Source organism: Rhodococcus sp. D-6, assembly GCF_040256695.1.
GTDB classification, from domain to species: domain Bacteria; phylum Actinomycetota; class Actinomycetes; order Mycobacteriales; family Mycobacteriaceae; genus Rhodococcus; species Rhodococcus pyridinivorans.
In genome coordinates, this window is record NZ_CP132970.1 from 796,719 (window position 1) to 822,329 (window position 25,611).

Annotated in this window: 22 protein-coding genes; 11 read left to right on the forward strand and 11 right to left on the reverse strand. The window is 70.1% G+C overall.

The window, feature by feature from the left end; translation table 11 throughout:
* Positions 1-7 precede the first annotated feature (7 nt).
* From RBB84_RS03805 to RBB84_RS03815, 3 genes are read right to left on the reverse strand one after another with little or no spacing between them, the layout of a single operon-like run.
* Entirely contained in the window at positions 8-4,234 is a 4,227-nt protein-coding gene (locus RBB84_RS03805; RefSeq protein WP_064256627.1) for a TIGR02680 family protein, read from the reverse strand.
* Positions 4,231-5,376 carry a TIGR02678 family protein gene (locus RBB84_RS03810; RefSeq protein ID WP_064256626.1) on the reverse strand — a complete coding sequence of 382 codons (1,146 nt, stop codon included), beginning with the start codon at positions 5,374-5,376 and terminating at the stop codon, positions 4,231-4,233. The genes RBB84_RS03805 and RBB84_RS03810 overlap by 4 nt, the downstream gene beginning before the upstream one ends.
* Positions 5,373-6,902, reverse strand: a complete 1,530-nt coding sequence (locus RBB84_RS03815; protein ID WP_064256625.1) for a DUF2397 domain-containing protein — start codon at positions 6,900-6,902, stop codon at positions 5,373-5,375. Before RBB84_RS03815 ends, RBB84_RS03810 begins: the two co-directional genes overlap by 4 nt.
* A 175-nt stretch (positions 6,903-7,077) precedes the next feature.
* On the opposite strand from RBB84_RS03815, the gene RBB84_RS03820 reads away from it, so the two are divergent.
* Together RBB84_RS03820 and RBB84_RS03825 are read left to right on the forward strand one after the other, a co-directional pair.
* Positions 7,078-7,566 (forward strand): MarR family winged helix-turn-helix transcriptional regulator, encoded by a 489-nt coding sequence (locus tag RBB84_RS03820; RefSeq protein ID WP_024103658.1) that lies wholly within the window; start codon positions 7,078-7,080, stop codon positions 7,564-7,566.
* Complete coding sequence (locus RBB84_RS03825; RefSeq protein WP_064256624.1) at positions 7,559-9,349, forward strand: long-chain fatty acid--CoA ligase; 1,791 nt, start codon at positions 7,559-7,561, stop codon at positions 9,347-9,349. Before RBB84_RS03820 ends, RBB84_RS03825 begins: the two co-directional genes overlap by 8 nt.
* A gap of 75 nt (positions 9,350-9,424) precedes the next feature.
* On the opposite strand, the gene malQ is transcribed toward RBB84_RS03825, so the two are convergent.
* Complete coding sequence (gene malQ, locus RBB84_RS03830) at positions 9,425-11,548, reverse strand: 4-alpha-glucanotransferase (protein WP_064256623.1); 2,124 nt, start codon at positions 11,546-11,548, stop codon at positions 9,425-9,427.
* 61 nt (positions 11,549-11,609) lie between these two features.
* On the opposite strand from malQ, the gene RBB84_RS03835 reads away from it, so the two are divergent.
* A complete protein-coding gene (locus RBB84_RS03835; protein ID WP_006552898.1) occupies positions 11,610-12,140 on the forward strand; it encodes an O-acetyl-ADP-ribose deacetylase in 531 nt (176 codons plus the stop codon).
* On the opposite strand, the gene RBB84_RS03840 is transcribed toward RBB84_RS03835, so the two are convergent.
* Positions 12,131-13,564: a hypothetical protein gene (locus tag RBB84_RS03840; protein WP_006552899.1), complete on the reverse strand. Its 1,434-nt coding sequence runs from the start codon at positions 13,562-13,564 to the stop codon at positions 12,131-12,133. The genes RBB84_RS03835 and RBB84_RS03840 overlap by 10 nt on opposite strands.
* Before the next feature lie 231 nt (positions 13,565-13,795).
* Here RBB84_RS03840 and RBB84_RS03845 point away from each other — a divergent pair, with 231 nt between their 5' ends.
* The 3 genes from RBB84_RS03845 to RBB84_RS03855 are packed head-to-tail and all read left to right on the forward strand — an operon-like array spanning position 13,796 to position 15,860.
* Entirely contained in the window at positions 13,796-13,954 is a 159-nt protein-coding gene (locus tag RBB84_RS03845) for a hypothetical protein (RefSeq protein WP_231912043.1), read from the forward strand.
* Positions 13,951-15,525, forward strand: a complete 1,575-nt coding sequence (locus RBB84_RS03850) for an FAD-binding protein (RefSeq protein ID WP_064256621.1) — start codon at positions 13,951-13,953, stop codon at positions 15,523-15,525. Before RBB84_RS03845 ends, RBB84_RS03850 begins: the two co-directional genes overlap by 4 nt.
* A complete protein-coding gene (locus RBB84_RS03855; RefSeq protein ID WP_006552903.1) occupies positions 15,522-15,860 on the forward strand; it encodes a ferredoxin family protein in 339 nt (112 codons plus the stop codon). The genes RBB84_RS03850 and RBB84_RS03855 overlap by 4 nt, the downstream gene beginning before the upstream one ends.
* Positions 15,861-15,885: 25 nt before the next feature.
* Here the strand turns inward: RBB84_RS03855 and RBB84_RS03860 are convergent, their stop codons facing one another.
* The gene (locus RBB84_RS03860; protein WP_064256668.1) at positions 15,886-16,947 is read right to left on the reverse strand and encodes an alpha/beta hydrolase; all 1,062 of its coding nucleotides are present in this window, start codon (positions 16,945-16,947) and stop codon (positions 15,886-15,888) included.
* A gap of 341 nt (positions 16,948-17,288) precedes the next feature.
* Between RBB84_RS03860 and RBB84_RS03865 the strand changes: the two genes are divergently transcribed.
* The 5 genes from RBB84_RS03865 to RBB84_RS03885 all read left to right on the forward strand — a co-directional run bounded on the left by RBB84_RS03865 (position 17,289) and on the right by RBB84_RS03885 (position 22,598).
* Positions 17,289-17,603, forward strand: coding sequence for a non-ribosomal peptide synthetase (locus RBB84_RS03865; protein ID WP_231912042.1), 315 nt, complete (start codon positions 17,289-17,291; stop codon positions 17,601-17,603).
* Between the two features lie 93 nt (positions 17,604-17,696).
* Positions 17,697-19,235, forward strand: coding sequence for a carboxylesterase/lipase family protein (locus RBB84_RS03870; protein WP_064256619.1), 1,539 nt, complete (start codon positions 17,697-17,699; stop codon positions 19,233-19,235).
* 102 nt (positions 19,236-19,337) lie between these two features.
* On the forward strand, positions 19,338-19,994 hold the full coding sequence (locus RBB84_RS03875) for a TetR family transcriptional regulator (protein ID WP_006552906.1): 657 nt from the start codon (positions 19,338-19,340) through the stop codon (positions 19,992-19,994).
* 10 nt (positions 19,995-20,004) lie between these two features.
* Entirely contained in the window at positions 20,005-20,949 is a 945-nt protein-coding gene (locus tag RBB84_RS03880) for an ABC transporter ATP-binding protein (RefSeq protein WP_064256618.1), read from the forward strand.
* On the forward strand, positions 20,946-22,598 hold the full coding sequence (locus tag RBB84_RS03885) for a hypothetical protein (protein WP_064256617.1): 1,653 nt from the start codon (positions 20,946-20,948) through the stop codon (positions 22,596-22,598). The genes RBB84_RS03880 and RBB84_RS03885 overlap by 4 nt, the downstream gene beginning before the upstream one ends.
* A 4-nt stretch (positions 22,599-22,602) precedes the next feature.
* Here RBB84_RS03885 and RBB84_RS03890 read toward each other — a convergent pair whose 3' ends face one another.
* Genes RBB84_RS03890 through RBB84_RS03910 form a run of 5 tightly spaced genes read right to left on the reverse strand, consistent with a single transcriptional unit; the run spans position 22,603 to position 25,610 of the window.
* Positions 22,603-22,893 carry a GNAT family N-acetyltransferase gene (locus tag RBB84_RS03890; RefSeq protein WP_006552909.1) on the reverse strand — a complete coding sequence of 97 codons (291 nt, stop codon included), beginning with the start codon at positions 22,891-22,893 and terminating at the stop codon, positions 22,603-22,605.
* Entirely contained in the window at positions 22,890-23,540 is a 651-nt protein-coding gene (locus RBB84_RS03895) for a Type 1 glutamine amidotransferase-like domain-containing protein (protein ID WP_064256616.1), read from the reverse strand. The genes RBB84_RS03890 and RBB84_RS03895 overlap by 4 nt, the downstream gene beginning before the upstream one ends.
* A 4-nt stretch (positions 23,541-23,544) precedes the next feature.
* A complete protein-coding gene (locus RBB84_RS03900; RefSeq protein WP_041803646.1) occupies positions 23,545-24,399 on the reverse strand; it encodes a maleylpyruvate isomerase family mycothiol-dependent enzyme in 855 nt (284 codons plus the stop codon).
* On the reverse strand, positions 24,396-24,836 hold the full coding sequence (locus RBB84_RS03905; RefSeq protein ID WP_024103671.1) for an HIT family protein: 441 nt from the start codon (positions 24,834-24,836) through the stop codon (positions 24,396-24,398). Before RBB84_RS03905 ends, RBB84_RS03900 begins: the two co-directional genes overlap by 4 nt.
* A gap of 9 nt (positions 24,837-24,845) precedes the next feature.
* Positions 24,846-25,610 (reverse strand): NAD-dependent deacylase, encoded by a 765-nt coding sequence (locus tag RBB84_RS03910; protein ID WP_064256615.1) that lies wholly within the window; start codon positions 25,608-25,610, stop codon positions 24,846-24,848.
* Position 25,611: the final 1 nt, after the last annotated feature.

Genomic DNA, 25,611 nt, shown 5'->3' on the forward strand with positions numbered 1-25,611 from the left:
ACCACTGTCATGTCTGCAGCTCGGTGAGCGGTCGGAGTTGCCGGACGCGCCCGTCCCAGTGCACGCGGGTCGTCACGGCCGCGCCGTCGGCGAGTCGCCGGACCTCGTAGACGTCGAGCTCGGGCACCTCCGGCACACAACCCCACAGTGCGTGCCCGGTCATGACGAAGTCGATATCCTGCCGTACGAGCAGACCCATGAGTTCACCGATCGTCGGGTCGTCGATCTTGGCGAACGCGTCGTCGAGCAGCACGAGCCGCAGTGCGGTGCCGGTGTCGGGTAGGCCCGAGAGATAGCCGTCCGCCGCCGCGAACAGCGCCACGTACGACACGAATCGGGTCTCACCCTGGGATATCTTGGCGCGCGCGGAGATCCGCCTCTCCCGGTCCGGTTCGGGGCCGAGGATGGTCACCTCGACCTCGTGCCAGCGCCGGTAGTCCAGTGCCTGCGACAGGTGCTGCGCGTAGCCGGCGGACGGATCGGCGGTGTGGGCGGATTCCACCCGGCGCCGCAGCATCCCGACCAGTTCGGACGCATCCTCGGGTGACCGCTCGGTGGCGGTGAGCAGCTGCGTCAGCCGCGCCGCGTCGGCGTCCTCGCCACCGGGGCGCCACTCGATCCTCACGCCGATCCCGTGCGTCGTGCGGCTGTCGGCGAGACTGTCGTTCATCGCGGCGATCACCTGTCGTGCCCGCTCGATCCGCCGGCGCAGTTCGTCGGCCACACCGCCGAGCACGAATCCCGTGAACACGTCGTGTTCGCGTTGCGACAGTGCCCGCCGGCCGTCCTCGACCTGCCGGGTCAGGGTGGCTGAGAGACCCGCGGGCGTGGTGTCGTCACCCGCCCCGGCGATCCGGACGCGATGGGCGCCGTGCGTCACCGTGTGCTCGATGTCGAACCGGGCCGTGAGGTCGCGGTCGAACTGTTGCAGCGCGACGAGCATCGCGTTCTCGTCGACTCCCGTGCGTGGCGGCAACGTGGCCAGCAGGGTGCGGGCCACGGAGAGCACGTGATCCGGATCCTCGAGGTGGACGGGAGGCAGAACCGTCCGGGCAGAGGCGGAGTCCGACTCCGGATCCTCCTCGAGTGCGCCGCGTAGTTCGGGCAGCTGCAGGTGAGCGGCGAGCAGTTCGGCGGCCGCGGCGAGTTCGCGACGGTCGCGGTCGAGCCGTTCGCGTGCGGCAGCACATCGCTGCAGCACCTCGGCGACGGCACGGCCGAGATGGTCGCGATGGGCGACCGTGCGCCGGAACTGTTCGTCGGCGCGTGCCCGTTCGGCCTCCGAGTCACGCAGTTCCTGCGCCAGGTCGGCGGCGTCGACGTCGACAGCGGCGGTCTGGGCAGCGACCACCGCGGCCTTCGCGTGCCATTCGTAGCGGCACGATTCGGCGATCTCCTCCGAGTCGATCCGCTCGGCGGTGGCCTGCACGCACCGTTCGGCGGCATCCGTGAACCGGACGTGGGCAGCAAGGACGTCACCGAGATCGCGTGCCAGCTCGGTGCACAGTGTCTCTGCGGAGGCGCATCCGGCGACCAGTGCCTCGAGTTCCGGAACATCGCCGGGCACGCCGAAGTACTCGCACGCCGTGCGGTGGGCGTCGAGCTCGGCGGTCCAGCGAGCACGCAGTGTCGTCGCCCGCTCACGCAGTTCCACCGCGGTGTTCGCTGCGGACCGCACATGCGCGTACGCGTGCCGACGTCGTTCGAGCGCGGAGCGCAGGGCGTGCGAGGTCGGCGCGGTCGACAGGTGCGCGTCGATCTTCGCCCGCCGGTGCGCCGCGTCGGGATAGTCGACGCGCAGCTGTTCCACCGCCAGGTCGATCCGGGTGAGTTCGGCGCGGATCTCGTCGAGACGCACCCGCCGTGCCGCGGTCGCGGCCTCCCGGGCCGGCCTGCCGATGCAGCCCGGGGTCTCGGCGGTGTGGCGCCCACGCAGAACGCCGTTGTGCCAGCGGCCGTCCCGCGAGACGGAGGCCACCGCGGTGGCGTCCTCGAATCCGATCGTGTTGAGGACCGCCTCGACCGCCGGGCGCGGCACGTCGGCCTCGGGGTCGGGACGCAGGACCGTCGACAGGGGCTGCGCCGGTGGTTCACCGCGCGGCGAGACGAGGACCTGGCCGCCCAGTGCACGCAAGCGGCCCTCGCCGTCGACCGTGGCGGTGAGGAAACCCGCGGAGAGCAACGCCGCCTCGATTCCGGCGCGATCGTCGTCCCCGAGGGTGTCGACGAACTCGACCGCCCGCCACAGCGGGACACCGTCGGTGCGCACGTGCCAGGGTGCCTGTTCCGGTCCCTCGCCGATCGCGTCGAGTGCCGCCTGTTCCCGGACGAGGTCCTCGCGCGCGGTCCGCGCCTCACGTTCGCGGCGCTCGCGATCGGCCAGGGCACCGACGAGGTCGCTCAGAGCGGACCGAGCGGCAGCCGCGGGCAGCGAATCCAGCTCGGCGAGTGCCGAATCGACGTCGACGTCCTCGGAGTCCGTGTCGCCGGCGTCGGTGGGGGACGAGTCGATCAGTGCGTCGAGTCGCGTGGACAGTCGGCGCATCAGGATGACCCGATCCCGATCGAGTTCCGGCAGCAGAGCCGTCGTGCGGTCGGCGGTGATCCACTCGCGCCACCGGTGCTGCAGACCGGCGGCGGCCGCACCGACACCGGCATCCGTCTCGGCGGCCTCGACGGCACGCTGCTCGGCGTCGCGGGCCGCGCGGTCGGCCGCCGCCTCGGCTTCCCGGACCGCATGCGCGGCGGCGTCGAGTCGACGCGCCTCGAGCAGTCGCCGACCCGCCTGGTCCCGCCGACGACGGGTCGCCTCGGCGGCACGCAGGATCGCGCCCCGGACCTCGTCGACGTGCCCGGCGTCGAGGGAGACCGTCGCGACCACCGGCCGCACCACCTGCTCGGTGGTGTCGTCGATGCCGGTGCGCACGGGCTCGAGCACAGCGGGTGGACGGTCGGCGGAGAAGTGCAGCGTGGTCGGCGCGGTGTCGTGCGGAAGACCCACCGACAGCAGGTCGCGACCTACCGTCGCAAGCCGTCTCGCGGCACGCGTGACCGAGCAGGTCAGTTCGTCGAGGAGGCGGGCCGCGTGGTCGGTGTGGCGCCGTTCCTGCAGGCGGCTGCGATCGGCGGCGGCGGTCGCGTGCTCGGCGGCGCGGCGGAGCGCATCGACGGCGAGCTGGCGCTGCGCGAGATCGTCCGCGGACCGGAACATCTCGTGGGTCTCCAGTCCGCGGATCGCGCGGTCGAGTTCGGCGACCTGGTCGCGGCGCTCCTTCAGGCGGGTGTCCACGGCGGCGGCCTGCGCGTCGAGGTCGGCCGCCTCGGCTTCCGCGACGGTGAGTGCGCGTCGCGTCTCGACGACCCGCTGCGCGAGGTCGCGCGCGGTCTCGGCGCCGGCGCGCAGCAGATCCGCAGCGTACTGCCGGTACACCTCGTGGAACCGCAGCACGTGTGCGTGCGCCGCTTCGAGACGGACCTGTTCCTGGCGGGTGTCACCGAGCAGGTCGAGGCGACCTCCCGCTTCGGCGAGCATGTTCTCCGTCAGCGGTGGCAGCGCATCCGACAGGATCTGAGGGAGGCGTCCCTCGTCGATGCGGTGGCCGACATCGGGTGAGCGCAGGGTGTGCAGCAGTTGCAACAAGCCGTCGTAGCGTTCGCGTCCCGTCTCCGCGTGCAGGCCGAACACCGACTTCCGCACGGTCTCGCGATGCCGCTCCGGATCACGGGTGAGGTTGTCGGCACCGACGAGTTCGGCGAGTCGCTCCCGCGAGAGCGGGATGCGGGCGTCATCGATGAGGTGCAACTCGGTGCCGACACGCAAAGGTGTCGTGAAGAAGTGCACGTCGCTGCGACGGGCGTCGGCGCGGTGCCGGACCTGCGCCCCGACGGTGAAATGTCCGCTGGGGCGCGCCAGTTCGAGCCAGAGATAGCCGACACGGTCGGTGGTGTCCGAGGCCCCGGTACGCATGAGTTCGTCGAGATCGACCTTCGCGGCGCCCGTCGCGTCCATGCGCCTGCGGTCGGCGTCGAGCAGGAAGGGCAGCAACATCTCGAGGGCGCGGGACTTCCCCGATCCGTTGGTGCCGCGCAGGATCATCCGCCCACCGGACAGGACGAACTCGACGTCCAGGTAGTGCCACACGTTCACGATGCCGGCGCGGTGGAGACGCCAGCGATCCGGGAAACGGGGTGGAGAGTTCTCGTCGAGGGCGGACGGGTCGGACGAGTGGGTCATCGACACTTGCTTTCGGCGGGGACGGGGCGGTAGCGGGCGGCGGGTGCGGTCAGTTCGATTCCGTTCTCGTGCGGGCGCGCCAGCCCGAGCCGGAAGAGCAGAGCGACGACGTCCCGGCGCAGGAGCGCGAAATCGCGGACATAGATGCTCTTCCAGGTGCGGGAACGCGCGGCGGCGAGATCGGCGAGAACCGAGTCGAGGGTGTGCGCGTCGACGTGCAATGTGGTCGCCGCCGAGTCGCCGAACCGTTCGGTGAGTTCGGCCAGGAGCAGCAGGCTGGCGTGCTTCAGGGTGCCCGACCCCGGGAACGCCTCGTCGGTGAGCACGCCGGCCGGGTCGTACGCGAGCGCACCCTCGGCACGCACCTCGAGCACGAGGCCGAAGTCGTCCTCCAGCATCCGGGCGAGCTCGTGCCGGTCGCGGGCGAGGATCGTCGCCGACTCGTCGTCCAGTTCGTCGCGCGCGACGAACGGGTCCTCGACGAGCCTGCGGTACAGGCGGAGAGCGGCGGGTTCGTGCTCGTGACGTGCGAGTGCCGCTGCGGGACCAGGCATCCCATGGAGGGGAGTGTCGAGCAGCTGGGAGAGCAGGTCGCGGTGGACGTCGAGATGCGGCCCGTCGCCCCTCACCTCGTCGCCGCTCACCTCGTCCCCGTGACCGGACTCGGCGATCACGCCCCATTCCTCGAGGACGCGCAGGGCCGCAGCGAAGTTCCGCTCCTCGGACACCGGGTCGCCGAACACGATCCCGTTCTCGCGCGCATCGGCGCGCACCTGCTCGAGCAGGTCGTCGACGGACACCCTCTCGCCGGTCCCGGGTTCGAGCAGTGCCGCGCACACCAGCGCGAGACACGCGTAGGTGATCGCGCCGAACTCGGTGCCGTCGGCGTGGCGGAGCGCCCGGTGCGGTGAGGTGGGCCCGAGCGGTGCCTTGATCAGACGGGCGAAGGTCGGTTCGACGACGAGCCGGTATCCGAGGCGGTCGGCGAACATCGACTTCAGGGCCGGGGCGTGGCGCCGAACGAGGTCGAAGGTCTCCCGTTCGCTCGCGGCGGTGACGATCGGCTGTTGCAGTAGCGCCCGCGCCGCGTCCCGCCGACCGGAGACGTCCCCGGACACCGTGCTCGCGTACGAGGTGCTCATGGCGCCGCCGCACTGTGATCGAGCGATGCCGTGACCGACGTGCGCAACGAGAAACCGTGCACGGTGAGATCGCCGTCGGGGGAGTGCACCACGGTGTCGGCGCCGGGCTCCGCCGTCAGCGACAACCCGACATCGGGATCGTCCACCTGCACCGGACCGTCGGTGGTGAGGTGGCCCGCGAGCGCGGCGGCGAGGACGTCGAGCAGGACGTCGCGCGCCTCCGCCGACAGGTCCGCTCCGTGCAGATCGCCCGCCGCACTCAGTTCGGCGACGGCGTCGGAGCGGCGGCGCGACTCTCGCCGGGCGAGTTCGTCGGCCCGGACCCGGCCGGGCATCGAATCGGGGAGTCGGCCGACGGCCCCGAGGGACGTGTGGTCGCCGCGTTCGCGCAACGACACGGGCACGACGACGGGATCGGCCCGCCACCACGACGTGCCTGCACCCACTCGCGGGTCGGTCTCGTCGGGGCCGAGCAGCAGGTGCCGGCTCGGGAAGGCACCGAAGGTCGCGGCGAACAACCGGTGGCCCTGCTCGTCGGAGGACTCGGTGAACCACCGGGCCAGGCGCAGGAGATCTGCGCGGTGCGAGAAGCCCGGTGTGCTCGCCATGATCCGCCGAGTGCGCACGAGCAGGCGGTTCAGCGCCTCCGCCGCTGCCTCGCGCATGCGGCGCGGGCCGGCGTCCTCGGCGTACCACTGCGCCAGTTCGTCCCAGTCGGTGCGACGGCGACCGGGGGACCCGGGCACGGTGTTCGGCAGGCCGGACTCGCGCAACGCGGCGAGCAGGGAGTCCAGACGCGGCCTGATCCGGTCGAGCCTGCCGGCGACGAGAGGGGCGAGGCGCTCGACGTCCGAACCGATGACGTCGACGTAGTCGAGGAGCAGGTTCTTGGTCTCTGCGTAATCGTCGACCGCCCCGGCGCGTTCGCGATCGGATGAGTGTTCGGGACGGCCGGAGTGCTCGAGACGGCTCAGGATCTCGGCGAGGTGCGAATAGAAATCGGCGACGCTGTCGGTGAACATCCGGTGGTGCGCGAACAGGGCGGTGACGTGGGCGGCCAGCTCGTCCCGATCGGGCACGTTCCCGTCGTCCACCAGCAGCTCCTCGATGCGGGCGAGCCCGTCCGCGACACAACGGAGCGACACGCGTGCCACGCCGCGCACGTCGTCGGAGGTGGAGAGAAGCCTGCCGGTCTCGCGGTGCACCCGCAGCCCGGCCGGTGTCGGCCGGTATCGGGCACGGACCTCGGTCGAGGCGGTCTCGGGAGCGCTCCGCCGGTGGGAGCCGCCACCGTCGGTTCCGCCGCTGGTGAGTGCGAGATTGCCCCACCGGACCAGGCTGCGACACCGGGCATCGACGACCGCGATGTCGAGCGCCACCCCGCGCCGCGCACACGAGACCGCGATATCGTCGGCGGACAGATCGGCGAGCAGGAGGTCGGTGAAGCAGTCCATCACCGCGAGGTACTCGTCCGCTTCGTCGGCGACGAGATGACGGAACAGGTCGCGACCGATGTGTTCGCCCATCCGACCCCTTCTCCCGAGTGCTGACGCCGTACGGACAGACAGGCTAGCCCGGTGAACGCCGAGCGGGGCGGACGAGTTCACCGGGTGCGCGCACGGGCTGTGGAGAGGCAGGCCGGAAATCGGCAGGACACCGCGCGGATTCGTGCCGTGCCTCACTCGCGTTTATAGTTGCCCTGTGCAACACAATCGGCAGGCCCGGCGGCCGTCTACGGACGGCGTTGCCCGCGTATACGAGGAGTTCGTGCTTCTCGTGCGCTTCCTGACGTCCGGAGCACGAACGCAGGACAGCGGACTCTCGCTGGTCCAGCATTCGCTTCTCGGCTTCATCTCCCGAAATCCGGGCTGCCGCGCCACCGACATATCCGAGGTCTTCGGTGTCCACCGCTCGACCGTGTCGCGCCAACTGCGTCACGCCGTCGATGCGGGCTGGGTCGAGGCGGGGACGGGTCCGGCACGTGCCGGACATCCGCTCCGGCTCACCGACCACGGAGCGACAGTTCTCGAAGGTGCGGTCGTGCGTCGTCTCGACGACGTCCGCGCCGGCCTCGAGGGCTGGGACGAGAACGAACTCGAACGCTTCGTGGATCTCCTGCGCCGCTTCCGCGCAGGAATCGATTCCGACGACCGGACTCCCGACCAGAACGATGGAGATTGCAGTGCGTGAGTACTCGACCCCGGCCCCGTTCACCATCGGTGACGACGAATCGGTCGTCCACACGGTGTTCACCCATGCGGAGAAGACTCCGCACCGCGTGATGTACTCCCGGCCGCAGGGTGACGACTGGGTCGCGGTCACTGCGCAGCAGTTCGCCGACCAAGTGAAGGCCGTCGCAAAGGGCCTGATCGCCAACGGTGTGCAGCCCGGCGATCGTGTCGGGCTGCTCTCGGCCACCCGCTACGAGTGGTCGCTGTTCGACTACGCGATCTGGACGGCCGGCGCGGTGTCGGTACCGATCTACGACTCCTCGTCCACCGAGCAGATTCGCTGGATCCTCCAGGACTCCGGGGCCGTCCTCGCCGTCGTCGAAACCGCGCGGCACGAGAAGCTCTTCGTCGACATGCCCGACACCCTCCGTCGCATCCTGCAGATCGAGGACGGCGCGGTGAACACGCTCGCGGCCGACGGTGCCGAGGTCGACGACGCCGAGATCACCACGCGTCTGGCCGGAATCCGTTCCGGCGGCCTGGCTTCCCTCGTCTACACCTCGGGAACCACCGGGCGACCCAAGGGCTGCATGCTCACCCACCGCAACTTCCTCGCCGAGGTCCGGTCCATCCTCACCTCGGACATCGGTATCGTCGCCAAGCCCGGCAACCGCGGCCTGACCTTCCTGCCCCTCGCGCACGTGCTGGCGCGCGCGGTGTCGCTCGCGCTCTTCGAAGCAGGCACGGCGCAGGCTCACTGGGCGGACTTCTCGACCGTCTCCGCGCAGTTTGCCCGGTACGCGCCGAACATCATCCTCGGTGTGCCGCGCGTCTTCGAGAAGGTGCGTGACGCGGCAGCGGGCAAGGCGGCGGCCGGCGGACCGGTCAAAGCGGCGATCTTCGATTTCGCCGAGCGCACCGCCATCGCCTACAGCGAATCGCTCGACCACGGCGGCCCCACCTTCACGTTGAAGGCCAAGCGCGCCCTCGCCGACAAGCTGGTCTACTCCAAGCTGCGCGAGGCCATGGGCAACGAGTGCTGGTACGCGATCTCCGGCGGCGGTGCCCTGAGTGCCCGTCTCGGTCACTTCTTCCGCGGCGTCGGCGTGCCGATCTACGAGGGCTACGGCCTCACCGAGACCACGGCCGCACACAGCGTGAACACGCCCGGCGCGCAGAAGATCGGCACCGTCGGGCGTCCCATGGGCGGGAACTCGGCGCGCATCGCGGATGACGGCGAGATCGAGCTGCGCGGCATGGTCGTCTTCGACGGCTACTGGCGAAACGACGAGGCCACTGCCGGTGCCTTCCACGACGGCTGGTTCCGTACCGGCGACCTCGGCTCGCTCGACGAGGACGGCTACCTGTCCATCACCGGGCGCAAGAAGGACCTCATCATCACCGCCGGCGGCAAGAACGTCTCACCCGGGCCGATCGAGGACCGCATGCGGTCGCACACCCTCGTCTCCCAGGCCGTCGTCGTCGGCGACGGACGCAGCTTCGTCACCGCTCTGGTGACCGTCGACCCGGACGTCTTCGAGAACTGGAAGACCGAGAACGGCAAGCCCAGCGGTGCGACGATCGCGGACCTGCGCCACGACGCCACGCTGCGGGACGCGATGCAGACCATCGTGGACGACGCCAACACCCTCGTCTCGCACAGCGAGGCGATCAAGAAGTTCGCCATTCTCGACCGCGATCTCACCGAGGAGTCCGGTGAGCTCACACCGACGCTGAAGATCAAGCGCAACGTCGTCACCGAGCATTTCGCCCACGAGATCGACGCTCTGTACGCGAAGTGATGCTTTAGGGGCGCGTACCCGAGCAGCGGCCGCCGATCCGGCATCCGGATCGGCGGTCGCAGTGTTCGTGTGGTGTCACTCCACCGGGGAGGTGTCTCCGGAGACCGCCCGGGCCAGTCGCGCGAATCCGTCGTGGTCGACGAGATCCTCGACGAGCACGACCTTGCCGCGGGCATCGGCGAGCGGAACCCGCCAGTTCGGATACTCGTCGACGGTGCCCGGCTGGTTCTGGCTGCGACGCTCGCCGGTCACATCTGACAGCGAAACGCCCACCAGCGCAGACGGACTCGCCGCGATCAGCCGGTGCAGCGCCTCGACCTGGCGATCGACGTCGGTCTCGCCTTCGTCGAGCAGACCCCGTTCGACCGCGAGCGCCAGAACCGAGTCGCGTTCGGCCGCCGCATCGGTGAGTTCGGCGTCGAGGTCGCCTTCGAGCAGGCCGAGCTCCGACCGCAGCCGGATGTGGTCGCCCGCAAGGTATCCCGCGGTGGGCGCGAGGTCGTGTGTGGTCACCGAGGTCAGGCACAGGGTGCGGTAGGTTTCCGGCCCGCGTGGGGAGTCCTCGTCGCGTTCGAACCACAGGATCGACGTCCCGGCGATCCCCCGCTCGGCGAGATACTCCTGCACCCACTCCTCGAAGACCCCGAGGTCCTCACCAACGACCACGGCGCCGGCGCGATGCGCCTCGAGCGCCAGGATGCCGACGAGTGCCTCGTGGTCGCTGCGGACGTACGCGCCGTCGGCGGGCGACATCCCCTCCGGTACCCACCAGGTGCGGAACAGTCCCAGGATGTGATCGGCCCGGACACCACCCGCGTGCCGCAACGCCGAGCGCACCACATCGCGGAAGGGGATGTATCCCAGCTCCGCGAGACGATCCGGCCGCCACGGCGGCTGATTCCAGTTCTGGCCGTTGCGGTTGAAGTCGTCGGCGGGGGCGCCCACCGTGACGCCCGACGCCAGCGCGTCGCCCAGCGTCCAGGCGTCGGCGCCGTGCGGACCGACACCCACTGCGAGGTCGTGCAGGATTCCGATATCGGAACCTGCTGCAAGCGAAGCAGTCTGAGCGTTCGCGAGCTGCTCGTCGCACAACCACTGCAGCCGGCGGTGGAAGTCGATCCGCGAGGCCAGTCGCTCGCGCAACCGGGTGACCTTCGGGTCGTCGGGGCTCGGAGCGCGTGACGCCCACCGGTCGGCGCGGTCGCCGAACTTCTCGTACAGCGCGCACCACAGCGCGAAGTCGTCGAGCGCCTGCCCGCCCTCGGCGCAGAACGCCTCGTACCGTGCGCGGCGGGCCGGGCCGAGCGGCACCCGGTACACGCGCTCGAGGACGTCGAGTTTCGCGCGGAAAGTCGCGTCCCGGTCGAGACGCCGCGCCTTCCGGTTCGCCTTCGCCGCGCGCTGCGCGTGCTCGTCGAGTTCCTTGCGGTGTTTCGCGGGGAGGTAGGCCACCTCCGGGATATCCTCGATCCGCAGGTACAGCGGGTCGACGAAACGCCGCGACGACGGCAGATAGGGCGACGGTTCGTGCGGGGGCACGGGCTCGGCCGCGTGCACGGGGTTGATCAGGACGAAGTCGCCGCCGTAACCGGCCGTGATCGCCGCCAGATCGGCCAGGTCGGCGAAATCACCGATGCCCCACGACCTGCGGCTGCGTACCGAATAGATCTGGGCCGCAAGGCCCCAGCGCTTCTTCTCGAGCAGCCGGTCGGCGGTCGACAACCGGCGCGGGGTCACGACCAGGACCGCGGTGGTCTCGATGTCGTTGCTGCGGGCGTGCACGACATGCCAGCCGAGGGACAGCCGCGGAACGGCGAAGGTCGCGCGGCCCACGAGCCGGCCGTCGACCGTACGCGGGTCCACCCACACGTCGAGTTGCTCGACATCGACCTCCGCCCCGTCCTCGGCGACGACCCACACCGACACCGGGTCGCCGTGCGGCACATGCACCGGGAACGTCCGGTCGTCGCCCTCGACGACCACGAGCGCGGGCGGGAGCATGCAGCGCCACGGGCGGTCGTCGAAGTCGGCGAGCGATGCCACGACCTCGTCGTCCGTCCCGGCCGGGACGTCGAGCGCGGCGAGTACGCGCCGCAATGTCTCGTCGGAGACATCGTGGTCGCGTCCCCCCCATCCCGTGTAGGTGGTGGTGATGCCGTGCTTTCCGGCCAGTTCGCGCAGCTTCGCCGAGGACGTCACGGTCCTGAATCATGCCAGCAAAACGACTCGGGGGCAGCGTGCGGAACATAGGGTCGACAGGGTGACCGCTCTCGACATCGCGCACGGCGACATCACCACCATCGCGGTGGATGCGATCGTCAACGCCGCGAACTCCTCCCTGCTCGGTGGCGGGGGAGTGGACGGTGCGATCCACCGGGCCGGAGGCCCGGAGATCCTCGCGGCCTGCCGCGAACTCCGCGCGACCTCGCTACCCGACGGACTCGAACCGGGCCGTGCAGTGGCGACAACCGCGGGGCGTCTCCCGGCGCGATGGGTGATCCACACCGTGGGCCCGGTGTGGTCGGCGCACGAGGACCGATCCGGGATCCTGCGTTCGGCGTACCACAACAGTCTGCTCGTCGCGCACGATCTCGGTGCCCGTACGGTGTCGTTCCCGCTCGTCTCGGCCGGCGTCTACGGCTGGCCGCTCGACGACGCCGCCCTGCAGGCCGTCACCACCATCCGGGAGACACAGACGGGCGTGGAGACCGTCGTACTCGTCGGCTTCGACAACGCCGCTGTCGACGCGCTCCGTCGCGCCGTGTCCCGGGCGGGATCGGCTCAGGAGTAATCGCCGAAGCCGTCGAAGAGGGTCGGTTCGTCGGGGTTGTCGAACAGTGCGGGCTGCTCGGGCGCCGACTCACGGCCGGCGCTCGGCTTCGACGCGCGTGAGCCGGCCGAATCGGTGCCCTCGCCCTGTTCGAGGAACTGCAGGGCCTCCGCGAGCGAGCGGCTCGTCGCCTCCCATTCGAGTGCCCGCGCCCGTGCCTCGCGAGCACCGTCGGTGTTGAGCGCCGCCTCGCGGGTCTGCGACTCGCCGTCCCACCACACCTGCAGTTCGGTGCTGATGGTGAGGAACCGCCGCAACTGCTCGGGATTGCGATCGCCGATCGCCGCGACGGTGCTCGCGGCGACATCGGTCGCGCCGTCGAGATGGAAGTCGCGCACCGCGAGCAGGGCCACCGGCAGATCGTCCTCGGCGTCGGGTAACTGCGAGACGTCGCCCCAGGGCGGATCGGCCGCACCACCCGTCGCCCCGTCGAATCCCTGATCGCGCAGCAGCGAGCCACCGATATGGGTGGCGAACGAACTGTCGACGGTGTCGAGGAACCGAGTGATGGTCTCGAGCGATCCGAGCAGGTGCGCCGGAGCGAACGGCGCGGCCGGAACGTGGTCGACGATCGCGAGGCGGTCGTCGACCAGCACGAACTTCAGGTGCGGCCACCGGCGGTTGAGGTCGACGCAGATCTCGGCGGCCCGCGTGCGTCCGGTGATGGAATGGACGATCGGTGCGAACAGGTCGACGGTGCCGCCTCCGGGGCCGACACCGACGAACACCAGGACCCCGGCGATCCGCAGGACGAGATCGCCGTCCTCGTCCCAGGCGGGCAGATCGTCGATCCGCTCGTGCAGGGTGGATTCGATCAGTTCGCGCACGTGGTCGTCGCCGCTGGGGACGACCGCGAGCGGCACCTCCGGGGCCTGCGTGCGACCGGCCTGCGGCGTCTCGGGCACGAGGAACGAGGTGAGCTCGGCGACCGAGCGCTCCGTCCCGAATGTCTCGGCCCGCAGGAAGAGGGGATGGGGAACGCCCCACACCGAGCGCAGGGCACGCACGGCGATGACGGCGAGCTGATCGGCCCAGCTGCCCGGACGATCGATCCAGAACGCCGGGGATCCGTCGTCCTCCGGATCGTCCGGTCCGCGGGAGGGCGCCTTCAGCCCGAGTTCGAGGAGCATCTGCTCGTCGACCGGCGTGAGGTGCCGGTCGGGGGCGAGGTGGGCGTTGGACGGGACCTCGCAGCGGACGAGCCGGTCTCCCCACGCGTAGAACTGCACGCACGGCCCCGCCGGGCCGCCGGCCTCGTCGGTGAAGGGTTCGAGGACCAGGCCGTCGCCGTCGCTCATGGCCGCGACATGGTCGGCCAGGCGCGTGCGGAACTCGCGCCAGGCCGCATCGACGTCCTGGTCGAACCGGGTCTGCGCGTCGGCCATGATCGGACCCCCTTCTCTGTGCGGTCGAGCCGAGAGAAAGACTAGTCGCCGGTACCGACAGGCCTTCCTCCGCTCGGTCGCACGAGTGACAGCTCGCGGGAGCGCACGGTGCGCGGTCGCCGGCGGCCCGCGCGAGCGCACGGTTCTCGGCCGCCGACGGCCCGCCGGAGTGTTCCGATCCCGGCGAGCGAAACCGTGTCGATCCGTCCGGAGATGGTCGACCATCGACGCATGATCGACGCCATCATCCGTCTCGTCCGGACGCTGCCGGCCCGCATCCCCGCAGTACAGTCGGCAGATCCGTTCGTGGGGATCGCCGCCATATCGGCCGGGGTGGCCGAATGCACCGCAGATGCCGTGGCGGACTACGCGATCCGCGTGTCGATATGACCGTCAGCGACGGGACGGAGATCGACACCGACGTCCTCGTGCTCGGCGGGGGACCGGCCGGTACCTGGGCAGCGCTCGCGGCCGCCCGGGCCGGGAGTCGCGTGGTCCTCGCCGACAAGGGCTACTGCGGGACGAGCGGCCCGACCGCGTCCGGCGGCAACAACCTCTGGTACCTGCCGCCCGGACCCGAGCGCGCCGCGGCCGTCGACCGCCGCCACATCGAAGGGGGACTGCTCTCCGATCCCGCCTGGATGCACCGGGTGCTCGACGAGACCTATCGACGCGTCGACGACCTCGCCGTCCACGGCCGTTATCCCTTCGGCGTGGACCCGGAGACCGGACGTCGCCGGGGCAGCAGCTTGCAGGGACCCGAGTACATGCGGCGGATGCGCCGCCTCGTCCACCGCGCCGGCGTGCGCATCCTGGATCAGTCGCCCGCTCTGCAGCTGCTCGTCGACACCGACGGTGCGGTGGCCGGCGCGACCGGTGTCCACCGCCGGCAGGGGTACGAGCCGTGGACGGCGCGTGCCGGTGCGGTCGTCCTCGCCACGGGAGGCTGTGCCTTCCTCTCCGGCAGCTTCGGTACCGACGTCGACACCGGCGACGGTCACCTCATGGCCGCCGAGGCCGGTGCCGAGTTCTCCGGGATGGAGTTCTCCTCGGCCTACGCGCTCGCGCCTTCCTGGAGTGGGCACACGAAGGGACTGTTCATGCAGTTCGCGACGTTCTACGACGACGCCCGTGTGCGGCTCGGCGACGACCGCGCGACCGCCATGCGGTACCTGCTCGACGGTATCCCGGTCCACGCCCGTCTCGACCGGGCACATCCCGACCACCGCGAAGCGATGCGTCGTTCCCAGCCCAACTACTTCCTGCCTCTGGACAAGGCCGGGATCGACCCGTTCACCGAGATGTACCCGGTGCGGGCGGTCCTCGAGGGAACGGTGCGCGGTACCGGTGGCCTACGGATCACCGGGACGGACTGCAGCACGACGGTCCCTGGTCTGTTCGCCGCCGGCGACGTCGCCACGCGCGAGCTGATCACCGGGGGCCGCAGCGGTGGAGGCAGTCACAACGGGGCCTGGGCGATGTCGTCGGGTTCGTGGTCCGGGGCGGCCGCCGCAGAGTTCGCCCGGAACCGCGGTGTCCCGGACGTGGCGAGACCGATCGGCGGGGTCGGCCTCGAGGGTGACCCGGACCGCGCCGCGACCCGCGCGATCATCGGCCTGGTGCAGGAGCACACGCTCCCGCTCCGACGTAGTTTCCGGCGGACGGCCCGCAGTCTCGAGGACAGCATCGCCGCACTCGACGACGCGTGGACCGCGGCGCCCGTCGTGCTCGGCGGACGAGGGCGGGAGCTGGTACGAGCCCGGTCCGGTGCCGCGCTCCTCGCCGTCGCCCGGTGGGTGAGCCGCACCGCCCTCGCGCGTACGGAGACGAGGGGCATGCACGTGCGCACCGACCACCCGGACACCGACCCCGACCTGCAGTACCGCCTCGTGACGAGCGGTCTGGACCGCGTGGACGTCCGTTCCGAAGGACACCTCGTGCGACGAGGAGCGAACCGATGATCGAGGTGATCGTCGCGGAGCGGTGCATCTCGTGCGACATCTGCATCGCGGTGTGCCCGACCGACGTCTTCGAGCGTGCACCCGACGGGCTTCCCGTTGTCGCGCACCAGGAGGACTGCCAGACCTGCTTCATGTGCGAGGTCAACTGCCCCGCCGACGCTCTCTACGTCGCACCCTATTCGGCTGCGGTGAGCGAGGATTCGCCACACCGGGACGTCGATGCGCTCACGGAGTCCGGTGCGCTCGGGCGCTACCGCGCCGTCGTCGGATGGGGTCGGGGACGACGAGCCGGTGCCCGTGAGGACCGCAACGACCTGTTCACGGGCCGGGCCTGAGGGCAGCGGCACCCGGGGAGCGGGTTCACCGCAGTTCACGCACGAAGCGGCCGATCTCGGCGATCGCGCGGCCGCTCTCCGGGACGACCCCCGCCGCGGCCTGGAAGGCGTGCACCTGTTTCTCCCACACCTGGAGTTCGGCGGAGACCCCGGCGAGTTGCAGTCGCCGGGCCATCAGCTCGGCGTCGACGTAGGTCATCTCCTCGGATCCGGTCTGGATGAGTGCGGGAGGCATCTCCGACAGATCGAGATCGACGGGGGAGGCGACCGGTTCGGCGCCTTCGCCGCCGAGGCGTTCGGCGCGTTCGACGAGGGTGGACAGCACAGCGACGGCGCGTCGCGGGAAGACGGCACACCGGTGCGAGTTGGGATGGTCGAGTTTGCCCCGCGGGTCGAGATCGGTGAGGGGCGACAGCGCGACGGTGCCGGCCGGGCGGCCGATGCCGAGTCGTACGGCTTCGTGGGCGACGGCGAAGGTGAGGAAGCCGCCGGCGGAATCCCCGGCGATCACGACACGCTCGGCCGGGTGGCCGTGCGCCACGAACCAGCGCAATCCGTCGAGGCCGTCCTCGACCGCGCGCCGGATCGGATGGCGGGGCAACATGCGGTAACCGACGGCCAGGACCGGCGCGCCGGTGGTGGCGGAGATGCGGGAGACCAGATGGCGGTGCGTGGTGAGGCCGCAGCACAGGAACGCGCCGCCGTGCAGGTACAGGACGGCGGTGCCGTCCATACCGCCGCCGACGGCGGTGCCGTCCATACCGACCTGCGCGGCGGTGCCGTCCATATCGACCTGCGCGGCCGGGGGTGCGGCACCCGGCGCCCAGAGCAGTTCCGCCGGGCACATCGGTAGGTCGACTCGCCGGCGGTGTGTGCCGGGCACGGGCACGAGAGGGAACGCGAGGTGGTCTATCGCCGACGCCGGCCAGGGGAGGGTCGGGGCGTACGACCATGCCTCGATGAACGGCCGCACGGTACGGCGCACCGAGAAGGACAAGACACGGGACCGAGTGCTCACCCCCGCGAACTCGCGCGTGGTCGCGTGGTGCGTGGGCAGAGGGAGCAACTCGGTGCGGGCGACGCTCATGACCGGCACCTCCTCGGTCTGCCCGGAGTCGTGGTCGGACCCGGTCGGGGTGGCTGCACGAACTTCGGATTTACGAGGATACGCCCGTTCATCCAGGTCGCGAGGGTTTGCTGAGCAATCGTTGTGGTCCTGGTCTCAGAGTGACGATTCCGGGCGGAGGCGGGTTCTCGGCGATGTACCTTCTGTCAGGTACCGGCAGTGCAAAAAGTTTTCCGGACCTTCTACACATCCCGTACTTTTCGGGCCACACTGACTGTATGTTTCGACTGCGGCGCGCGGCCCGGCGTCGCTCCTGGGGGACGAACGAAGGCGAGATGTTGCGTAAATTCGACGTTGCAAGCATGAGTGCCGACCAGATCACCGCGGCGGACCTGCCCCGGATGGTGGCGGACGCCGCGGCATGCGAGCCCGACCGGATCGCCGTGGCGCACGGCATGGACACCACCACCTACGCCCGCTTGCACGATGAGGTCGTCAAGCTCGATGCGGCCATGGGGATCCTGCTGGGACAGGCCTCGCTCGTGCCCATCGCGCTCGCCACCGTCTTCCCGGCGCTGGCCGACTCGGCGCGCGGCGACCTGCGCAACGTGCTCGACGCACTCGTGATCGACCTCGTCGACTGCGTGGCCCCCGCGCCTCTTTCCGCGGCCGGCTGACGAACCGCCCGGTATCCACCATCATTGAATCGGTAGGTCGACGAACGAAGTGATCGGTGCTGCACGACAGTACCGGTTCGGGTGGGAGGTCACATGGACGACGACACGCTCACCGTCGCCTGCAAGTACGGCGAAGTCCGGGGGTATCGCGACGGCGAGGTCTACGTCTGGAAGGGCATCCCGTACGCGGCCCCGACCGGTTCCCGGCGGTTTCGGGCGCCGCTACCGCCGGAACCGTGGGACGGCGTCCTTGACGGCGCACGGTTCGGACCGATAGCTCCGCAGAGCCGACAGAGCCCGATCGGGATCGACCCCGAGATGACGTTGAGCGAGGACTGTCTCTCGCTCAACATCTGGGCGCCCTCGCCCGACGGACGCCGACGCCCCGTCATGGTCTGGATCCACGGTGGCGCCTACGTGCTCGGTTACTCCGGTCAGAAGATCTACGACGGCCGAAACCTGTGCGAGAGCGGCGATGTCGTGATCGTCACGATCAACTACCGGCTCGGCGCGCTCGGCTTCCTCGACCTGTCGTCCTTCTCCACGCCCGGGACCACCTTCGAATCCAACGTCGGCCTCCGGGACCAGATCGCCGCCCTCGAATGGGTGCGCGACTGCATCGCCGACTTCGGTGGCGATCCGGACTGCGTGACGCTCTTCGGCGAATCGTCGGGTGCGGGGTCGATCACCACGCTCATGACGGTCCCGAAGGCCAAGGGCCTCTTCCATCGTGCGATCGCCCAGTCGCCGCCCGCCACCTCGGTGTACGGCAGCGACCGTGCCGCGACCGTTGCACAGCGCTTCCTCGAGATCCTCGACCTGTCGCCGTCCCGGGCCGCCGAACTACTCACGATGTCGACCGACACGCTGGTCGAGGCGTCGGAGGTGCTCGTCGCCGAGACTCCGACGAAGGTGCCGGGGACGCTCGCCATGACACCGGTCGTCGACCGCGGCCTGGTGCCGAAATATCCGGTCGCGGCCTTCCAGAAGGGGCTGTCGCACCGGATCCCGCTGATCATCGGCTCGAACAAGGACGAGCCGTCCATCTTCCGCTTCATGAAGTCCCCGCTGATGCCCGTCGACGACACGGCGGTGCAGGCCATGTTGGCGGCGTTGGCCGACGACCGGACGGATCTGCCTGCCGAGCGACTCGCCGAGATCGTCGCGGCGTATCCCGACCTGCCCAAACCCATCGGGGCGATGGCGCTCTCGCGCGACGCCGGTTTCCGCATGCCGGTGCTGTGGGTCGCCGAAGCACACAGCGCGCATTCGCCGACCTGGGTGTACCGCTTCGACCACGCCACCCCGATGCTCAAGGCCGCCCGGATCGGAGCCGGGCACGCGACCGAATTGCCATATGTCTTCGGAAATTTCGGCACTCTCGGCCGGGATCCGTCCTTCTGGCTCGGCGGCCGCAAGGCCGCCGGTGAGGTCTCCGGTCGCGTGCGGCGGCGCTGGTTCGCGTTCGCGCACCACGGTGTGCCGGCGGCACTGGACGGCTCGAAGCACTGGCCGCAGTACGAGGCGGAGGAACGCTCGACCCTGCTCATCGACTCCACGGACAGGGTCGAGTCGGATCCGGACGGCGAGATGCGCCGGGTCTGGGGTACCGAGGTCATGGCCTTCACCTGAGCGCGCCCGCGCACCGGTGCGGCACGTGCTCCGATGGCACATGCCGTGAGATGACACATACGGTGCGTTGACCGGGTTGAACACGTGTGCAATCCTTGAAACGTGCATTCAACCGCCGCCGGTGACGACCTCACCACCCGTGCACGGATCCGCGACGCTGCCATCCGGTGCATCGCCGCGTACGGGGTCGGCGTGCCGCTGCGGACCATCGCCGCCGAGTGCGGCGTCAGCGCCTCGCTGATCGTGCACCATTTCGGATCCCGCGCCGGATTGAAGGAACACTGCGACCGGTACGTGCTCGACGGGATCCGGCAGGCGAAGAGTGCCGTCCTCGACCCGAAGGTCGGACCGGCCGCGCTGAACGACCAGATGGAACACATCGAGAACTACGCGACCACGGTCGCCTACCTCTTCCGCACCCTCCGGACCGGCGGCGCCCCCGCCGCCGACTTCCTCGACCGGCTCGTCGCCGACACCGAGGCCTATCTCGAGGAGGCTGTGGCCGCCGGAACCGTGCGGCCCAGCCGGTTCCCCTCCGAACGAGCACGTGCCCTCATCTCGTTCAGCGTCGGCGCCGTGCTCATGGACCTTCCCGGTCCCGACGAATACCTCGACCTCGAAACCTTTCCTGCCAGGCTGCGCGCCTACACCGAACGCCTCGCGCTGCCGATGCTCGAGCTCTACACCGAGCCGTTGCTGACGGACTCGACCCTTCTCGACGCCTGTCTGGCAGCGCGTGAGGCACCCCCCGACTCCTGACGGAGGAGAGATGGACACCGCTCTTATCGAAATCCGCGACATCGTCAAGACATTCGGAACCACCAGAGCTCTCGACGGGTTCTCGATGACCGTCGAACGCGGCACCGTCGCGGGATTCCTCGGACCGAACGGCGCCGGCAAGTCCACGGCGATCCGCGTGCTGCTCGGAATGCTGCGTGCCGATTCCGGCACCGCCCGTGTCCTCGGATTCGACCCGTGGACCGACGCCGTCGCGATCCACCGCCGACTCGCGTACGTGCCCGGCGACACGAATCTGTGGCCCACCCTCACCGGGGGCGAGATCATCGACGTCCTCACCCGCATCCGCGGGGGAGAGGCGCGCACGCGTCGTCGCGCCGAACTCCTCGAACGGTTCGAACTCGACCCGACGAAGAAGGCCCGCACCTACTCGAAAGGCAACCGGCAGAAGGTCGCACTCGTCGCCGCCCTCGCATCGGACGCCGAGCTCTACCTGCTCGACGAACCCACCTCGGGTCTCGACCCGCTCATGGAGGCGGTCTTCACCGACGAGGTGCGAGGGCTCCGCGACCGCGGCGCGACCGTGCTGCTGTCCAGCCACATCCTCGCCGAGGTCGAGAAGCTCTGCGACACGGTGACGATCATCCGGGCCGGACGCGACGTCGAGACCGGCACCCTCGCACAACTGCGGCACCTGACCCGCTCGTCCGTGCGGGCCACGACCGCCGCCCCTGCCGAGCGACTGGCCGGGCTCTCCGGAGTCCACGACCTCTCCACCGACGACGGCAGGCTCGCGTTCGACGTCGACAACACCGCCCTCGCACCGGTCCTGCAGGAACTCGCCGGACTCGGCGTCGAGAACCTCACCATCACACCCCCGTCGCTCGAAGAGCTGTTCATGCGGCACTACGGCGACACCTTCGACACCGGTGACGGGAACGGTGCCGGTGCCGTGGAGGAGGTGTCCTCACGATGACCACGACGACACCGACAGCAGTGCCGACCCCGAGCGCTACCTCCGCGACGTCCGCGGCACCGTTCACCGGGCTCGGCACACTGCTGCGGTTCTACCTGCGGTTGGACCGCGTGCGGATCACCGTCTGGACCCTCGCGCTCGCCCTCACGGTGTGGTCGACCGTCCTCAGCCTGGCCGCGGTCTATCCCGACGAGGCCTCCCGGCAGGCCCGCGCGGCCCTGCTGGAGAATCCGGCAGCCGTGCTCATGACGGGACCGGCCTACGGGATCGACAACTACACGCTCGGGGCGATGACTGCGAACGAGCTGAGTCTGACCGTCTTCGTCGCGACGGCGATCATGAGCATCCTGCTCGTCGTCAGGCATACCCGAGCGCAGGAGGAATCCGGCCGGCTCGAACTCCTGCGGGCTCTGCCCGTCGGGGCCTACGCCCCGCCGGCGGCCGCCCTGCTGTTGGTCTCGGTCGCGAATCTCGTGGTGGGTACCGGCATCACCGTCGCGCTCATCGCCGGCGGACTCGATGTCGTCGGCTCGATCGCCTTCGGTGTGGCCTCCGCCGTCACCGGGGTGCTCTTCGGCGCAGTCGCCGCGGTGACCGCCCAGTTCGGCGAGCACTCCCGCTCGGCCACGGGCACCGCGCTCGCAGTGCTCGCCGCGGCCTTCTTCGTCCGCGGAGCCGGCGACATCATCGAGGCCACCGGGTCGTGGCTGTCGTGGCTCTCGCCGATCGCCTGGGCCCAGCAGACCCGGCTCTACGTCGACGAGCGGTGGTGGCCGCTGCTGTTGTCCGTCGCCACGACGGTCGTGCTGCTCACCGTCGCCGTTGCGCTGTCGCGGCGCCGCGACCTCGGAGCCGGTCTACGGGCGCCGAAACCAGGCCCCGCCGAGGCCGATTCCGCGTTGCTCGGTCCGGTGGGGTTGATCCGGCGCCTGCTGCGCGGAGCGTTCGTGGGATGGCTGACGGGACTGGTGCTGTTCGGTGTCGCGATGGGCGCCCTCGCCAGTTCCGTGGAGGATCTCATCGACGAGATGCCTCAGGTGCTGGACATGGTCGGCGTGGATCCCGACGCCCTCACCGCCTCCTTCGCCGGGATGATGCTGATGTTCCTCGCCCTCGGCGCCACCGCCTTCGGTGTGTCCGCGGTGGTGCGAATGCGCAGCGAGGAGGACGGCGGACGGTCCGGTCTCGTGATCATCACCGGAACCGGGCGCAGCGCATGGCTGTCCGCGGCACTCGGTGTGATCGTCGTCCAGACGGTCGTGGCGCTGCTCGTCTCCGGCGCCGCGACCGGACTGGGGGTCGCATTCGCGGTGGGCGACTGGGCGTGGGTGCTGCGGATGATCGCGGCGTCCCTGGCCTACGCGCCGGCGGCGATCCTCGTCGTCGCCGTGGCGTTCGCGCTGCTGGGCTGCGTGCCGCGCGCGACCGGGCTGGTGTGGGTGCTGGTGGTGTGGACGGTGTTCGTCGCGTGGCTCGGCGAGATGCTCGACCTACCCGACGAACTCGTCGCACTGTCTCCGTTCTCGCACATCCCGCTGGTGCCCGCAGAGAATGCGACGGCGATGCCGCTGATCATCCAGGCGGTCGCGGCGGTGCTGCTCGTCGCAGCGGCGATCGTGGGTTTCCGCCGCCGCGACGTGCAGGTGTGACGGATCAGTTGCGGTATTCGGGATGTTCGGAGACGAACTTCTCGACGTACGAGCAGGACGTACCGATCTTCAGTCCCTGCTTCTTGGTCTCGTCGAGGGCGTGCTTCACCACGATCCCGGCGAGGCCCTTACCGCGGAACTGCGGGTCGGTGACGGTGTGGTCGAAGTCCCGCAGGTCGCCGTGCTGCGTGTAGTCGGCGTAGGCCGCGAGGTCGTCGCCGAGATAGAGCGCGAAGCGGGCCTTGTCGGCGTCGTGCTCGATCCGGGGTTCGGTGCCGTCGATGTTCTGCGTCATGATGTCACCGTACTCGGGGCGTGCTCTGGAGGAGTGTCGACGACGATCGCGTCGTCGTCGGTCAACGCCACGTGCTCGACGCCGTGCTCGCGCAGGTACAGCAGGGTCCGCTGTATCCCGTCGTCGGCCAGCAGCGAGTCGCCGGCGTGCGGCACGATCGCGTGCTCGACCCAGCCGAGTCCGTCCCACACCACCGGGATACCGCAGGTCGCGGCGACCTCGTCGGGGTCGTCGGAGAACTCGATGCCGCGCAGCGACGGTGTCGCGACACAGGCCCCGGCGCTGTATCCCCCGTACACGAGACGGTTGCTGCGCACCAGATCCGTGAGCACGGCGTCGCCTCCACTGCGGGCCAATTGCGCTCGCAGGACGAAGGTGTTGCCGCCGCGCACCCACACGGACGTGAAGCCCGACAGTCGCTGCCGCAGCGAGTCGGGATCGTCGAGGTGATCGCGCAGATCCACCTCCTCCGGAGCGAAGCCGAGCGACCGCAGCGGGCCCATCTCGCTCGTGACCGCCGCCGCGCGGGCGGAGGCCGGCCACGCGTCGGCGGCGTTGGCGATCACCGCGATCCGGCCCGGCGCCGCCAGACGGACGAAGGTGTCCGGGTCGGCGCCGAACCGGTAGGAGGCCAGGAACAGCCGCACGACGTCAGATCGTGAACGCGAGGTTGTCGACGATGCGGCGCCCGACCTCGGTGTCGCCGCCGAGGGTGATCTCGTCGATTCGGTCCTCGGCGCGCACGCGTCCTCCGGCGAGCCGAACGAACAGTCCCGAGTCCATCGCGATCGTCGTGGTGGCCGGTTCGGAGTGGGCCGGGACCTCGGTGGCCCGTCCGTGCACCTCGACGTGGACGGTGCGTGCGAGGGGACCGGAGAGCTCGATCGTGATGCGTGCTCCCTCGGGGGCCTTGCCGCGCTTGCCCACAATGAACGGAACCGCACCGAAGACCTCCGCGGATCCGAGTTCGGCACGCGGGCCGCCCTCGCTGCCCGTCCTGCCGAGAGCGTCGCAGATGTCGAGTTCGTGGAGCCAGCAGTCGAACACGCGGATCCGCATGAAGCGTCCGTAGGGCGCCGGCCCGACGGGAGTGTTCGACTGCTTCCCGAAGTCCGCCTGGGTCATCGCGCCGAGTTGCTCCGTGCGTAGGGCGACGATCTCCCGGTAGCGCTCGAGCACGTCCGGGCCGGGAACGGGACGCAGCGACTCCACCCACAGTTCGTTGAAGGCCGCGATGTCGTTGCGGACGTGGTCGAACGAGCGCACGTCGCGTTCGATGCGCGGCGCTTCGATGCCCGCGAGCATCGACTCGGTGCCGATGAGATGCGCAGTGATGTCCTTGACCGTCCATCCCGGTAGGCAGGTGGCGGTGGTCCACTCGTCCTCGGTCGGTCCCGAGAGCAGATCGTCGAGCACGGCGAACTGCTCGAGCAGCAGCGGCCGGATCGTGTCGATCGGGAACTCGGCAGCGGAGGTATCGGGGGTGGTGTCGGGCTGCGATGTCACTGGTGCTCCTCGGCGGTGAGACGTTCGAGACCGGCGCGGATGAGTGCCGCGGTGGTCTCGGGGTCGTGGGGTCGACGGCGGACCAGACCGATACCCATCCGGACACGATCGCCGTTCCAGCGGGGCAGGACGTGCAGATGAGTGTGGAAGACGGTCTGGAAGGCTGCCCGTCCGTCGTTCAGGACGAGATTGGTTCCGTCGGTGGCGAGTTCGGAACGGGTCATCGCCCGGGCGATCCGCTGTCCGGCGCGGAAGACGGCCGCGCCCGACGCCGGATCGAGGTCCTCGAGGCGTGCGGCGTGCACGCGCGGGATCACGAGGGTGTGCCCGCGCGCGATCGGCCGGATGTCGAGGAAGGCCACGACCTCGTCGTCCTCGTACACCCGTGTCGCCGTACCGCTGCCGTCGGCTATGGCGCAGAACACACAGGAACTCACCGGGTCACCTTAACGCGGTGTGTCGGTCCCGATCCTCAGCGCGTCGACGAGGGCGGGAAGACCCACGGCGGCCGTGGTGCGCCAGGCGTGGTCGACCTGATCGCTCAGATCGGTCTCGCGCGGATCGATCTGTACCACCGGCACGCCGTGACTGCGCGCGAGCGACGGCAGGCCGGCCGCCGGGTAGACGACGCCCGAGGTGCCGACGACCAGCAGCAGGTCGGCCTCGCGCAGGGACTCGGTCGCGGTCTCCCACGGGTCCTGCGGCAGCATCTCGCCGAACCACACGACGCCCGGCCGGCCGTCGCCTCCGCATGCGGGGCACGACGGCGGATCGAGACGGGCGACGGGATCCTCCGGCGGATCGGGGAGGTCGACGGCACGCTCGCACCGGCTGCACCGCGGGGCGAACAGGCTCCCGTGCAGATGGGTGACCTCGTGGCTTCCGGCCCGCTCGTGGAGGTCGTCGACGTTCTGCGTCACGATCTGCACGTGGGCCGCCCGTGCCCAGTCGGTGAGGGCCCGGTGTCCGGCATTGGGCTGTACACGCCGGACGAGCGCGACCCGCCACTGATACCAGGCCCAGACCGTCGCGGGATCGTCCGCCCACGCCGCTGGTGTGGCGAGGGCAGTGGCGTCGAAGTTCTCCCACAGTCCGGTCTGCGCATCGCGGAAGGTGGGGACACCGCTCTCGGCGGACATCCCGGCGCCGGTGAGGACGGCGACGCGGCGGGCCGAGCGGGCGAGGTCGAGGACGGGTTCCGGCACGTTCATG